The sequence below is a fragment of the Wolbachia endosymbiont (group B) of Longitarsus flavicornis genome (assembly GCF_964028135.1).
GTDB lineage: Bacteria > Pseudomonadota > Alphaproteobacteria > Rickettsiales > Anaplasmataceae > Wolbachia.
In genome coordinates this window covers 1,437,256-1,451,447 of record NZ_OZ034758.1, presented here as the reverse complement: position 1 = coordinate 1,451,447, position 14,192 = coordinate 1,437,256, and the positions used below count along the sequence as shown (strand labels likewise).

At 33.4% G+C, this 14,192-nt stretch carries 11 protein-coding genes, 1 tRNA gene and 2 pseudogenes; 9 read left to right on the top strand and 5 right to left on the bottom strand.

Going from position 1 to position 14,192, the window contains the following annotated elements:
* Window positions 1–148 precede the first annotated feature (148 nt).
* Window positions 149–688 (top strand): annotated as a pseudogene (locus tag ABWU45_RS06865) (IS4 family transposase); the annotation flags it as partial.
* Between the two features lie 197 nt (window positions 689–885).
* Here ABWU45_RS06865 and ABWU45_RS06860 read toward each other — a convergent pair.
* Window positions 886–2,163: an IS4 family transposase gene (locus ABWU45_RS06860; protein WP_353277994.1), complete on the bottom strand. Its 1,278-nt coding sequence runs from the start codon at window positions 2,161–2,163 to the stop codon at window positions 886–888.
* Window positions 2,164–2,212: 49 nt separating this feature from the next.
* On the bottom strand, window positions 2,213–4,141 hold the full coding sequence (locus ABWU45_RS06855) for a hypothetical protein (RefSeq protein WP_353278319.1): 1,929 nt from the start codon (window positions 4,139–4,141) through the stop codon (window positions 2,213–2,215).
* Between the two features lie 129 nt (window positions 4,142–4,270).
* Between ABWU45_RS06855 and ABWU45_RS06850 the strand changes: the two genes are divergently transcribed.
* Complete coding sequence (locus tag ABWU45_RS06850; protein WP_353278318.1) at window positions 4,271–5,596, top strand: phosphomannomutase/phosphoglucomutase; 1,326 nt, start codon at window positions 4,271–4,273, stop codon at window positions 5,594–5,596.
* Between the two features lie 130 nt (window positions 5,597–5,726).
* On the opposite strand, the gene ABWU45_RS06845 is transcribed toward ABWU45_RS06850, so the two are convergent.
* Genes ABWU45_RS06845 through ABWU45_RS06835 form a run of 3 tightly spaced genes read right to left on the bottom strand, consistent with a single transcriptional unit; the run spans window position 5,727 to window position 8,985 of the window.
* Window positions 5,727–6,314: a CvpA family protein gene (locus tag ABWU45_RS06845; protein ID WP_353278317.1), complete on the bottom strand. Its 588-nt coding sequence runs from the start codon at window positions 6,312–6,314 to the stop codon at window positions 5,727–5,729.
* A gap of 57 nt (window positions 6,315–6,371) precedes the next feature.
* On the bottom strand, window positions 6,372–6,968 hold the full coding sequence (locus ABWU45_RS06840; RefSeq protein ID WP_353278316.1) for a riboflavin synthase: 597 nt from the start codon (window positions 6,966–6,968) through the stop codon (window positions 6,372–6,374).
* 40 nt (window positions 6,969–7,008) lie between these two features.
* On the bottom strand, window positions 7,009–8,985 hold the full coding sequence (locus ABWU45_RS06835; RefSeq protein ID WP_353278315.1) for a hypothetical protein: 1,977 nt from the start codon (window positions 8,983–8,985) through the stop codon (window positions 7,009–7,011).
* A 780-nt stretch (window positions 8,986–9,765) separates the two neighbouring features.
* Between ABWU45_RS06835 and pheS the strand changes: the two genes are divergently transcribed.
* The 7 genes and pseudogenes from pheS to ABWU45_RS06800 all read left to right on the top strand — a co-directional run bounded on the left by pheS (window position 9,766) and on the right by ABWU45_RS06800 (window position 14,191).
* Window positions 9,766–10,809, top strand: coding sequence for a phenylalanine--tRNA ligase subunit alpha (gene pheS, locus ABWU45_RS06830; protein WP_353278314.1), 1,044 nt, complete (start codon window positions 9,766–9,768; stop codon window positions 10,807–10,809).
* Window positions 10,810–12,045 (top strand): NTP transferase domain-containing protein, encoded by a 1,236-nt coding sequence (locus ABWU45_RS06825; RefSeq protein WP_353278313.1) that lies wholly within the window; start codon window positions 10,810–10,812, stop codon window positions 12,043–12,045.
* An 82-nt stretch (window positions 12,046–12,127) separates the two neighbouring features.
* Window positions 12,128–12,598 carry a P44/Msp2 family outer membrane protein gene (locus ABWU45_RS06820; protein ID WP_353278312.1) on the top strand — a complete coding sequence of 157 codons (471 nt, stop codon included), beginning with the start codon at window positions 12,128–12,130 and terminating at the stop codon, window positions 12,596–12,598.
* 234 nt (window positions 12,599–12,832) lie between these two features.
* Window positions 12,833–13,305: pseudogene (locus ABWU45_RS06815) on the top strand (P44/Msp2 family outer membrane protein).
* Window positions 13,306–13,523: 218 nt separating this feature from the next.
* A complete protein-coding gene (gene rplU, locus ABWU45_RS06810; protein WP_015588327.1) occupies window positions 13,524–13,826 on the top strand; it encodes a 50S ribosomal protein L21 in 303 nt (100 codons plus the stop codon).
* Window positions 13,827–13,836: 10 nt separating this feature from the next.
* Window positions 13,837–14,106: a 50S ribosomal protein L27 gene (gene rpmA, locus ABWU45_RS06805; RefSeq protein ID WP_006012184.1), complete on the top strand. Its 270-nt coding sequence runs from the start codon at window positions 13,837–13,839 to the stop codon at window positions 14,104–14,106.
* Window positions 14,107–14,114: 8 nt separating this feature from the next.
* Window positions 14,115–14,191, top strand: a tRNA-Ile gene (locus ABWU45_RS06800).
* The last annotated feature ends 1 nt before the right edge of the window (window position 14,192 follow it).

Below are 14,192 nucleotides of genomic sequence, written 5' to 3'. Positions count from 1 at the left end.
ATAATCTACCACTCAAGAAATTTCATTAAAAAAATAGCATAATCTTATTTCTCGGGAGTGTTAAATAAACCATACGCGTCAAGTTAAGGAAATAAAGGTATGAAAGAGATAGAATAATAAGGTATAAGTTCTCCCAGATATACTTTTAGTGAGAGAACCAATGAATAAAATAACTAGCTTATCAAAAAAGCTCAAAGAATTTTTTAATGAAAAAGCAGAGAAAATCTCAATTACAACAAGGTTTATAAAAAGAAAGAGAAAGCTAAAAGGTTCATCATTCGTAAAAGCCATGGTCTTGGGTAATATAGGAGTTGATAATTGTAGCGTAGAAACAATGTGTCAATTACTAAACGAGGACTCGATAGATATAACAAAACAAGGTTTGGATTTTAGATTTACTGAAGAAGCAGTGGAATTTATGAAAAGGATGTATAATGAATCTGTGATTCTCTTTAAAAATATCTTGCAAGTTGATTGCAAAATCTTACAGCAATTTAATAGTGTTAAATTATTGGACAGTAGCTATATTACTCTACCTAACAGTATGGAAGAGATGTATAAAGGTTATGGTACTAGCTACAGTGGCTATGAAAGCAATACTAAGTATGGAATAAAGTTACAATTAGTTTTCGACTACATGAATCAGATAATAGACCAACTTAATTTAACGGAGGGGGTAAGATCAGACCCACTGCCATTAAGTTAAGGGAAAGAGAAGTTAAGATTGGACAAAAAATTTGAAGTGATTGATAATTATGGTAAATACTAGGGTGAATTTTTAAGAAAAGGGAGTCTGAAAAGTGCAAGTTATTTAAAAAAGTAATAATTGCAGGTTATTTTGCAAAGAATGTACTAATGCAATGATACTGAAAAGATATCTTGAATTTAAAACACATGTTTTCTAGCTCTTTTCTGGTAGTTGAGTGAACGAATATCAGATATCTTATGACGATCAACTCTTCTCCCTTTTCTCACCACTAAAGTGTTCATCAAAAATAACTGTGATAGTCGATCCATAATGCAGTCTATGTCTGACTCTGTAGAAAAAATATCAAAGGCTAAGTTTTTAATCGCATTAAATGAGACAGATTTATTGATGCTTTTTTTTAGTTTACTATTCTGTGAGCTCAATGTCTCTTCATCATCTTCTATCATGATACTTTCTAGATTACTGATGAAGATAGTTGACCAAAAATCCTGCTTGATAGTTTCAATACTTTTTCCTGTGAAATTCTCTAAATTTAATCTTCCCTTCAGCCTAGAAAAAAATGTTTCTACTCCCCAGCGCAAGTAATATAATCTCTCAAACTCTTCAACTGTAAAACGTTTCTCATCTAACAGAGATGTTACTAACACTTCAACTTCGCCAGAAGAAAGTATTATTTTGACTAACCTGAATTTCATCTCATCAGGTAATCCTAGCTTTCGTAGCTGTCTTGCTACTTTAATAGGTGCGGTAGACACTACCACCGTACTAGATGGGCTTTCCGGCTTAAACATAGCGTTTATTTCATTGAAAGACGAACTTGAACAGCGAATTATATAATTGATTTTCCTTCCTGTAAGCTCAGCAAGAAATCGATAAGATACGTATCCTCTATCACAGATTAACAAATCGTCTGATTTTATGGATTCAAGCATACCGATTGCTAAATCAACCTCATAGCTGTCACCTCTACTTAGCACAGATTTTATTGCAATATTATTTAGCACATCGTAACAAACTTCAAAGGTTGCACTTGTATAGTCTTCAAATCTCTGGATTCCATTCCATACTGCTCTTGAGCTAAACTCACCTATTATTTTGTCGCTCTTTGGCAGAATCAGTATTGAAGCATCAAATGCAAGTACTCTGAAGCCATGGTGGGTTTTAAATTCCTGATCTTGGTAGTATAGGGAAACTATATCATCATTTAACTCTGAAAACGCAGTATGTTTTAGCTTCTTTCTTGCTTGAGTAAATGCACTTGCCGTAATTGTATAATCTTTTCTTGTATGCAGAACAAACTCATTAAGCATCACTTGTAATGACTTTACACTCTTTCTAAAAATCAGGAGAAATACATTAACGAAGGGCAGCTTTCTTTTTCGTGAGAAGTCTTTTGAGGATGCTCTGTGTGCGTTTATAAAGTTTAAACTCATCAATTTATTTTTTATAAACATGATTATTCTTTTTTTTACTCATGTCATTACTTCTTTTAATTTGTGAATCTTACCTGATTTTATAATACAGTTCATCACTTTTCCTTAACTTAATGGCAGTGAGTTTGTCCCTAGCCAAACTTTTATTTTCCTTTCCTAATTTACTAATTCTTTTGCTTGAAGATTTATCCGCAGCTTGTGTACCTTGGTCTTGTGTTTTAGGAACTGTAGTTTCGTGATTACTTGCCTGGATTCCTCTACTTTCATATTTAGCTTCAGTTTGAGTTGAAGTAGCTACTTTCGTAGTTACTTCACTCATCTCATCCGCAAGTGATCTTCCAGGTTCAAGTTGTCGAATTTTCCTCTCTAAATCTTCGTTTTTTCTCTCTAATTCCCCCTCTAAATCTTTGTTTTTTATGTTTACTTCATTTAATTCTTTAACCAAATTATCGATTTTTTCCTTCAATTTTTCTACCAACAGCTTTTCATTATTATCTGTTTCCAGTATTCTTTTTGTAATATTTATCAGCTCTGTGTTTTCTTCTTTCAACTTACTTAGTTCAGTCTCACCTTGATCCAATTTTTTCTGTAGTTCCTCATTTATTCTATTTGTTGACTGAATCTCATTTTCATTTTCTTTATCTTTCAATTGATTAATTAAATCTGTTATTCTAGCATTTTTATCTTTTTTACTTTGTTTTAGTACGTTTACCTCTAGTTCTAATTTCTTAATGTCTTGATCCTTTTCAGCTAACTCTTTTTCCTTTCTTTTCAATTCATCTTTAAGTCTTGTGAATTCTTTTTCCAGATCTTGCTTTCCCTCATTTAGTGTTCTTATTCCTGTACCACCTTCCTTTTCTATCTTTTGATTAAGCTCTTCTGATTTTTTGAGTTTCTCTGTAAGTGACTTAATAGAAGCATCTTGTTCCTCGATTTTTTGATCTCTTTCACGCATTGCTTCCTGTTGTTCGTTAATTTCATTTCTCAGGTAATCACGTTCCGAGATTAGATCATCACGCTGCTTTGCAAGTTTGTTAATTTCATTTATAGTCTCACCTACACCTTTTAATCCCTCTGGCTCATACTTTCTGTAATAATCTTTGTGCATTTTTTGTTGATCGTAACCGTTGTCAATGTATTCATGAGTGATTTCAGACTCTTCATCACCAATTTCCCTCTCAGCGGAAAAAGAACTTCTACGCGAATCAGGAGAGGAATATCCACTGCTACTTGGTGTAGCTGACTGTGGTGAATTTTTTGTAAATGTTTCCTCTGCTGGTGTTTGCTGATTGTTCACACTTTTGACCATGTCAGTGAAAGTTTGATATAGAGTTTTGCCATTGATAAAAACTTCTTTATTCTGCTCAACTAATTTTAATGCTTCTTCTGAACTCGTTATTCCTCCAAATTTTGGTTCACCAATCACTCTTTTTATGCCCTTAGAATTTACTTCTACAGTCATGCTACAATCTATGCTATTGTCTTTAGAATCCTTAGCTTGCCAGTTAATGGTCATCTCACATGAGCTTGAACCAGTAAAATCATAATGCCTTTCGCTGCCTTTTTTGGTTGCAGTTATTTGACTATCTTTCCCCAAAGATAGGTTATAAACCTTACCTTCGTCGCTGGCTCTTAAAAGGGCGCTAATCTCTATTGGTTTTTCTTTATTTTCAAACCTAATTTTAAAGTCATTATCTTTTGTTGTATATACTAAGAAATTTTCACCTGGTAGAGATTCTTCAAATTTTTTATGTGTTGCAGTTATTGATTGCTCAAACTTTTGAAACTCATTTTCCCACTTTAAATTTATCTGTTCTTTAATGTCCTTATCTTTGTGTAAAGGGCCAATAAAATACCAAATTAAGTTTTCTTCCTCTAGTTTTTTTATAAAATCCTGAAAATTGTTGCAAGATTCAATGAAACTTAAAATATCATTTTTCTTTTGCTCATCTACATCTAAATCTTGATTTTCAGCTATAAATAAGTTTTCTTTTGGCATAATTTCTATTTTTAGAGAACTGTGTTATAATATTAGCATATTTTCTTAAAAAATCAACTAATCTTATAGTTAAATAAACTTGAGTATTTGGCGGGAATGTTATATATTAACCACTCCAAGAAGTGCAGTATGGACAATACTATTATAAGAAAATACGATATTAGAGGTGTGGTAGGCAGAGACCTGCAGATCAGTGATGGGTATGAAATAGGCAGAAAATTTGGTCAAACTGCAGCTAACGTTTGTGTAGGCTATGACAGCAGGATAGATTCACCAAGTATAGAAAAAGAATTAATCAGAGGCTTAATTTTATCCGGTGCAAATGTTATACGCGTTGGGCTCTGTTCTTCACCTATGCTCTACGCTGCAACAATGCAGGTAGATCTTGGGATTATGATCACTGCTTCTCATAACCCCAGAGAATATAACGGCTTTAAATTTTTCAGTAGTAAAAAAGTTTACTCAGATCAAGAAATGAAGGAAATTATAGGCAGTACAATTAAAAACAGCACGAAAATTGGAAGCTTAATTAACACGAATACATATAGTGAATACATTCACATATTAAAAAATGCACTAAAAAATAATACTACACGCAAGCTAAAGATAGCCTGGGATTTTGGCAATAGTCCAACAATTGTAAGGTATATTGAAAAAGTTTTACCAAGTCATATACACATCATAACCAATAACTCTATAGATGGGACGTTTCCACTGCATGACCCAGATCCCATAGAAGAAAAAAATCTTGCTCAGTTAATCAGTATTGTCAAGAAAGATAAATGTGATCTTGGTATTGCACTTGATGGTGATGGTGATAGGGTACGCTTGATTGATAATAAAGGTAATGTTGTTTCCAATGATCACTTGTTTATGATTTTTTCACGTGAAGTATTGGCGGAATACCCAAAAAGCAAAGTTATTGCCAACGTAAAAATGAGTATGAAAGTGCATGATTTCGTTAGCAAATTAGGAGGGCAAATAATTACCTGTGCCACTGGACACTCACTAGTTAAGAAAAAGATGGTAGAAGAAGGGGCCAAGTTTGCCGGTGAACTCAGTGGGCATTTTTTCTTTTCTGAGTTAGGTTTTGATGATGGACTATATTCTGCTATTAAAGCCATTGACATTTTACTTAAGAAAAACCAAAGCCTATCTGAGGCGATTGAAGATTTACCAAAGTTATATATCACTCATGAAGTGAAAATTGTGGTGAAGGATGAGAAAAAATTTCAAATAATTGAATCAATCAAGGAGACACTAAAGCAGCAAAACATTGTATTTTCAGAGCTTGATGGAATTAAGGTAACTGATGATAAAGGTTGGTGGCTTCTTAGAGTATCAAATACGCAAAACTGCATAACAGCAAGATGTGAAGGAAATACCTTAGAAGATTTTGAACTCACTAAAAAAGTTTTGTTTTATTACATTGATGAACTAAAATTATACATTTAAATTTTTTTGATGATTTACTTATTCGTCAATGTTTGCAGTTTTGTTTGATTAGTAATAGGAATTGTTAACCTATGGCGCACTGCTGTGGATAACAGCTGTCTAAGCTAATTTAGCTATAGAAAATGAACACTCACTTTTCTTTATTGTTTTGAGATTTTTCTTGATCAACCATTTCCTCACCGATCTCTTTTATTTTTAGTATCAATGACTCTGGTACATACATGTTAATTACTTCTTCTGTTGTCACAAATAAAGCCTGATAAGAGTGTGAATTTATTATCCAATTGGGCAATATGTCTTCTGCGTCTATTTTAGACTCTCCCTCTTTTTTATCGTATACTGTGTGGCAATATAAGTGCACAGCAAAAAATAGTACATAAGAAAGCAATATTCCTCTAAGTGCTCCGACAAACATTCCAGTAACTCTATCCATTAATCCCAACCTTATAGGTGATAATATGTACATTAGCCAGTTATTCATTGTCATGAATGTAAGATTAAGTATGATAAATACAGAGATTGTAGAAAGTATCTTTTGTGTAACTTTAGAGTCAAAATACTTACTATAATTTATAATAAAAAAATCATAGTAATTGGCTGTCAAAAAGACTGATAAGAGCAAGAACATTAATGCACATAGCTCTTTTATAAAACCTCTAGTTATCGATATTATTACACACAAGACAATAATAAAGATAATTAGGCTATCGAAAAACATATTTTGTATCTATATGATTTTCAAGATATAATAGTTGTAAATAACAAAGTTGTAAAATTAATTGTGTTGATATTTTATCAGCTGGTCTAAGTACCGAGCAATCATATCAACTTCTAAATTTAGGTAATTACCTATTTTATTATGCTGAAAAGTTGTGTTTTTCCATGTATAGGGAATGATATTCACAGTGAATTCTTGATCGGCAACTGAATTTACTGTAAGGGAAACTCCATCTAGCGTTACAGAACCTTTTTTTGCAACAAATTTAATTAATTCTTGTGGGCATGATAGTCTGATTTCATGAGATTCTAAATTTTGATTGATTGTTAAAATTTCTGTTGTGTCATCCACATGACCCTGAACCAAGTGGCCGTCAATTCTGTCACTCAGTTTCATTGCTTGTTCTAGGTTTATTTTTTTCCCTGTTTTCCACGTATTTAAGTTAGAAACCTTCATGGTTTCTTGAGATACTTGAACTGTGAATACATTGCTCATTATGTTGACAACAGTTAAACACACTCCGGAGCAGGATATTGAATCTCCTTTGTTTATAGAGGATAAATTTTGTGTCTCAATATGGAAGATTTGATCAGAGTTAGGGTGGATAGTGATATCAGTTATAGTGCCAATATCTTTGATAATTCCTTTAAACATGCAATAAAATAAATAATTATATCACAAAAGATCTTATTTGTTAGGTGCGCAAAGGAAGATCTTTTTTACTTATCTGCTCAATAGATTCTACAGAATATTCAGAATATAGAAAGTAAGCCAGGTTCAAAACGCACAGTGTAATTAATATTGGTAACCCTATGTTTAATGTTAGACCGATACTTTCCCTTTTTTCTGTTGGCACCAATTCCTTTAAAATTGACACTTTTCCCAGCGGCAAGTGCCATAGGCAGAGTGCTGATATAGAAGCTGCTACTAAAAATAGACAAAAATAAGTCTCTTTCGAAGAAAACATAGCTTTTAATGGTGATTTGAGCCTAATATTAGTAGGCAATCGAGTTTTAGCTTCATTTGTTTTTGGTAAATGGTCTACAGCTTTGCTTGGTAAAATTTCATGAGAAACATTTTTAGGCTGTGGAGAAGGTTGGCCTGAAACTAATTTAATCAACTGCTCTTTTTTTCTATATACTTGCTTGTGTAAATACTCTTTTGGAAAAGAAGATTTGCCTGCTGTTTGTGGTATCTTCAGCATTTCTAATGCTTCTGATATCTCATCTGGTTCTAATACTTCATGTAGTTGTTTATCTTGGAAATAAATAATATTAAACATTGAGTTGAAAATATTGTGAAATATTTCTGGATCTTGATTTTTATATTCACTTACTACTTTTACGAATATTTCATCGAGTTTTTTTCCCTTGTGCTCAGCCAAATGATATATCATGGCTACTCTAGCATCAAATTGAGCTTGTTTTATGGTTGATTGTTTTTCTTCTCTCAGTGATTCTTTAGCCTGCTTTTCGGATTCCTTTTTTCTATTAGCCTTAAAATAATCTGTGTGTGACCTAATTTGACCTATATCCCGCTCTGTTTCTTGAGGGACTAAATTTCCTATACTACCCTCTGTTATCCGAGTGTCTAACACTGGTTCTTTTTCTTTTTGGTCAAGTGCTGGAATAACACCAGGTGGCATATTGTTACTCTGTATAGAAAATTTGGGCAGTTGTGGGAAAAAGAATTGTGCCGTATTAAAAAAATTGAATGGCTGAAAAAGAGACCTAAACCAGGAAATATTTTCATGCATTGCAGCAACAATTACTGGTGCGCGTGTAATTTGCTTTCTGTTACTTACTATATTGTAGCCAAACGAACCTTGCACAATTTGTTTATCTTGCTTGTTCCTTTTTTCAACCACATTTTCGTTTTTATTTTCAGTTTCTTCTGCTTGTAACGTATCTTGACTTTGCTCCTCATTTTTAGTTTTTTCCACACGTTTTAGCTCCTTATTCAAGAATATCTCGATTTGTTGCAAGCTAACGAGGTTGATGTTTTTAACGTCTGTTTGTAGCGTTATTGTTATGCCCTGCAGAAGGATTTGAATTGAAGCATTACTTATGAATTCTTCTACAGTTTTATTAGCTTTATGGTAGTTGTTGTGTAGTTCTTCGCTTTCTTTTGGTACTTTTATATTGGCTGTGAAGTTTCTCTCCTGAGAAAGGCAGGTTTTAAAAAAGTCAATTAAATGTTTTATTTGAGGTAATATTGTATTAGGGTTTACCTCTGTTAGCAGCTTGATCTTAAATGAAAATTCTTGTGTATCGCTTGTAACACTTCTTGAGCGAATAGTGCTGATTTCTATTACTTCATTGGAAAATACTTTGCCTATCTCTTTAGATTTATCTTTGAAAAATTTAGGTAAATCTTCTACCTCATATTTTTTCTCAGCTCCAACTTTGGTGAGATTTTTTTCTGTGTATTGAGCTTTATTTTTAAATAAATTCTTTGCTTGTTTCTGTAGTGTGGTATTAAGGTTAGTAACATCTTCCTTTATGTTTTCACAATCTTTTTTAAAGGACTTAGAGAAATCTTCTATCTCATGTGTTACCTTATTTTGAATTTCGGAAGCTGCTGTATGTATGGTTTTTTTAGACTTATCTATAAAAGACTTAAATGAATTTTTTGTTTGCTCCCATGGAGTTGTGATATTACTACTGTGCATGTTTCTAGTTTTTTAATTTATTAATATAATTTTAATAAAAAGATATAATTAGTCAATAAATTAATAATTATAGCGCCCTTGCATAACAGCGGCGCGTTGGATTCAATAAGAGCAGAAGAAGTTACTTTACAAACCTCATCAGTTTCCTTATCATGACAATAAGAGTATTTATCCTTGTTTTTAATCTCTGCAGATTTAATAACAAAATTCAGTAAAAAACTCAGATATTTATTGGCAAATTACATAAAATTATAGCGGCTGCATGTCTTTTTTATTTTTTCTACATTCAGCCAAAACGCGCTTTAAATAAGCGTTAGCACATTATTACAATGCCAAATTACATTATTATAGGGTCAAAACTCACTACTGGGGGATTCTTTTGCCTTTTTTTTCCTTGGTAAATTTCTTAATATTTTAATTAGTTAGGAGTCCTATAGACATGTTATTCCAGCACTTCTTACTACCTGTTATGGATCCCAGTGTCAAGCACTGGGATGACAAGAAAGAAAGCGCTGATTTCATATGCATCTGATAAAAAAGATGATGTCATGCCAGTGCCCAGACACTGGCATCCAGTTTTTTCATGATCATCAAAACGTTGTATTTTAACATAAAACGGCTACTTTTATGCTTACCAACCTAATAAAATTCCTGAATTCCAGTGTCACGCACTGGAATGACAAGAAGGAGAGTACTCGCATGACACCTTTTTATCCAAATAGTTTTATTGATGATATTAAAGATTGCACTATAATGAAAGTTTAAGCTAGTGTTTTTAAGGTGAATAAAGAGCTAATAAGTGAAATACCTTTACTTGAAGATAAGGCAGTTTCTGAGATTGAAAATGCTTCTTCTTTGCAGGATTTAGAAAAAGTTAGGTTGTCATACTTGGGGAGAAAGGGTGTAGTAAAAGCTTATTTCGATGACTTAAAGAATATAGATGATGCAGGAGAAAAACGCGACCTAGGTGCAGTGATTAATGTTTTACGCAATAAGATAGACCAGCTTATAACAAGCAAAAAAAATGAACTAAAAGATAAAGAAGTTAAGTTAAAACTGCAAAATGAAGCAGTTGATATCACACTGCCTGTCAGACCAGAAAGAATTGGCAAGATTCATCCACTGAGCAAAGTTATAAGTGAAGTAAAGCTCATTTTTGCACATATGGGCTTCAAAGCAGTTGATGGTCCTGATATTGAAGATGAATTTCACGTGTTTGATGCGCTAAATACTCCAAGTCATCATCCTGCGCGAGAGGAGCAAGATACCTTCTACTTAAAGAATAAAATAAACGATAAAAGAATGGTGCTGCGCACTCATACCTCATCTGTGGAGATCAGAGCTATGGAAAAAGCGAAAACTTTTCCGATTAAAATCGTATCTCCTGGTAGAGTATACAGAAACGACTTTGATGCAACTCACACTCCTATGTTTCATCAGATAGAAGGGCTTTATGTTAATGAAAATGTCAATATGGGCCAATTAAAATTTACTATTCATCGCTTCCTTAGTAAATTTTTCGGAGATAAAGGTCTAAAAATACGCTTTCGTAATAGTTTTTTCCCTTTTACCGAGCCTTCTGCAGAAGTGGACATAAGTTATAAAGGTAGTAAATGGATAGAAGTACTGGGATGCGGTATGACGCATCCAAATGTATTTCAAAATGTTGGAATAGATCACACTAAATACAGTGGCTTTGCATTTGGGATTGGTATAGAAAGGCTAGCAATGCTGAAATATCAAATTAGTGATCTAAGGAGCTTTTACGACAATAGAGTTAGTTGGCTCAACCATTATGGTTTTCATTTTTTGTCTTTAAGATAAGTGACAAATAAATCTTATACATTTGTTGTACTTGCTGCTGGGCATGGTAAACGAATGAATTCAAGCTTGCCTAAGGTTCTGCACAAAATAGGTAATTTCTCCATGCTTGAGCATGTCATTTACAATGCAAAGCAGCTGAATCCTGAAAAAATAGTTATTGTAGTCGATTTGCCTTTAACTCAAAGGCTGAAATGCTTTGAGGGTATAAAACTAATTACACAAGAGTCAACGCTCGGTACAGGGGATGCAGTCAAAATTGCAATGAGAAACCTGAAAGAATTGTCAGATATAGTTGTTGTGCAGTATGGGGATACTCCACTAATAAAAAGCAGCACAATAACTAAAATGATAAGCTGCTTAGGAGAGAGCAATGCTTTAGTTTGTCTTGGGTTTCAAACTAATAATAAAGGATACGGTAGACTAATTATTGAGAACGGCTCCCTAAGAGAAATCGTAGAAGCACAAAATGGTAGAAATAATGATGAGGAATTTCTTGCTAATGCCGGAATAATGGTTGCACGTGAAAAGAATCTACGTGAATTGGTGGAGAAAATAGAGTGTAATAACCAAGCTCATGAATATTACTTGACCGATATCGTTGCCATTGCAGTAAAGAGTAATTTAAATGTCGGCTATGTTATTGCTGATGAGGAGGAGGCAACTGGCATAAATAATAGGAATGACCTTGCAACGGCCGAGTTTTACTTTCAAGAAGAAAAAAGAAAGTTTTTCACTAACTCTGGAGTAACGCTTGTTGCTCCAGAAACTGTTTTCTTCTCTCTTGATACGCAAATTGGTATGGATTCGATTGTTTACCCATACGTTTTTTTTGGTCCTGGAGTAAAAATAGGATCTGGTGTTAGGGTTGGTCCATTTGCCAAATGTGAAAATACAACAATAGGTGATGGTGCAATCATAGGTAATTTTGTTGAAACAAAAGCAAGTGATATAGGTATAAATACTAAGATAAAGCATTTAAGTTATATAGGAAATACTCAGGTAGGGCAGGGGAGTAACATAGGTGCAGGTACCGTTATTTGTAATTATGATGGGAAAAAGAAACATAGAACAAATATTGGAAGCAATTGTTTTATTGGTGCCAATAGTTCATTAATTGCACCGCTTAATGTTCATGATGACTCTCTAGTTGCAGCAGGTAGCGTTGTAGTCAAAGATGTGCCAAAGGGAAGTCTGGCAATTGCAAGAGAAAGACAAATAACAAAAAAAATAAAATAATTCCAATTTTTTACTTGCAATTTATACTATTTTTAATATTTATATGCTTGTATATGCATATATTAATCTTTGGAGGATAAAAATGAAAAGGTTACTTACTTTGTTGGCTTGCTGTTCTTTGTCAGCACCGTCTTTTGGAGTTGATTGGGTTAAAGATAGAACCTACACCTCTTCGTCGTATGGTATGCTTGGTATTAATTATGATCTTGGCTATCATTGTACAGATAGCATTAAAATTTCATTTGGTCCTGCAGTTAAACTTGTTATGAGTGAAGGGATTTTAGACGCGGGACTTATGACAAAGCTTCATTATCATTATAAATTTGAAAATACAGATATTACTCCTTATGTTACTTTTGGTGTAGGAGGAGTTGCTAAAATTCCTCTTTCAGAAAATCAAGGGCCAGACGTAGAAGAATTTTTTTCTTATCAAATAGGTTCTGGTATTAATCTTCCACTTTCTGAGAGAACAAGTGTTTTTGCTGGCTACAAGCTGCAAAAGTTTCATGAACTTTCGCATGGGGTTGAATTTGGAATGAGTTTTAATTTGTAAGCTCCGATTGAATGTTTTTAGTGAAGTCTGGTTTGAATTTTTGTTGAAAAAAAGCAAGTGATATAGGCTAAAATGATGATTGCAGTAGGTAACAAAATGTGACAAAGAGAAGTTTGGCAATTGCAAGAGAAAGGCAAGTAGCTAAGAAAGTGATTCCGATTTTATTATGTAAGTTATGTAATTTTTAACTTTTCTGTGAGTATATATGCGTATATTCATGGTTAGAGGGTGAAAATGAAAAAATTACTTACTTTAGTAGTCTGCTGTTCTCTGTCAGCACCGTCTTTTGGAGTTGATTGGATTAGAGATAGAATCTATACTTCGTCGTCATATGGCAATCTTGGTGTTAATTATGATCTTGGTTATCACTATACAGATAGTGTTAAAATTTCGGTTGGTTCTGTAGTTAAACCTATTCTCACTATTCTCAATAGTCAGTATAACCTTGCTGGACTAGAGTTGGGACTTATGGCAAAGCTTCATTATCATCATCAATTTGAAAGTACGGATATTACTCCTTATATTACTTTTGGCACAGGAGGCATTATTGCAATGTCTCAAAAACAAGAAGGATTTTTTCCTACCAGATAGGTGCTGGTATTAATCTTCCACTTTCTGAGAGAACGAATGTTTTCGCTGGCTATAAACTTCACAAGTTCAGTGATTTTTCTCATGGGTTTGAACTTGGAATGAGTTTTAATTTATAAGCTCCGATTGAATGTTTTTAGTGAAAGCTTGAGTTTTTATTAACGTCGTAAAGTTTTCATGAGACTAAGAGAATTTGAGAGTAGTCAAGTTTTAAAACTTGACTACTCTCCACAAGGAAAAGCAGATAAAGGTAGAAGTATTTCATGTTTTTATTTATATTGACAGTATGTGTAACATCATTTACGATTAGTGTTAATAACAATAATTGATATTTGTCATGTTTGCAGTAATCGAAACTGGTGGAAAGCAGTATTTAGTAAAAAAAGGCAGCATAATTAAAGTAGAAAGATTACAAGCTGAAGAAAAAGAGGAAGTGGAAATCAATAAAGTGATTTGTGTTTCAAGTAATGGCTTATCTTGTTCATCTAATGCTGTTGTTAAAGCTGAAGTACTGGAGCAGTGTAGAGATAAAAAAATTATAATCTTTAAGAAAAAGAGAAGAAAAAATTACCGTAGGAAAAATGGTCATAGGCAGTATATTACTGTTCTTCGTATCAATGAAATTAGTCTTCAAAAGTAAGAGGTAAGATATGGCAACTAAAAAATCAGGTGGTAGTTCCTGTAATGGTAGAGATTCGGCAGGGCGTCGGCTCGGGATAAAGAAGAATGGTGAGGTTATTCCAGGTAATATAATTGTACGTCAAAGAGGTACAAAATTTCATCCTGGAAAGAATGTTGGTATGGGTAAAGATCATACGATTTTTGCTAAAACGAAAGGCTGGGTGAGTTTTAGAAAATCAGCAAATAAAAAGACGTTTATTGATGTTGTGCCTACAGATGATATGCAAGCCTTGGCTTGAATAGATACGGGTCTGTAGCTCAGGTGGTTAGAGCGCACGCCTGATAAGCGTGAGGTCGGAGGTTCAACTCTTCCCAGACCCACCAT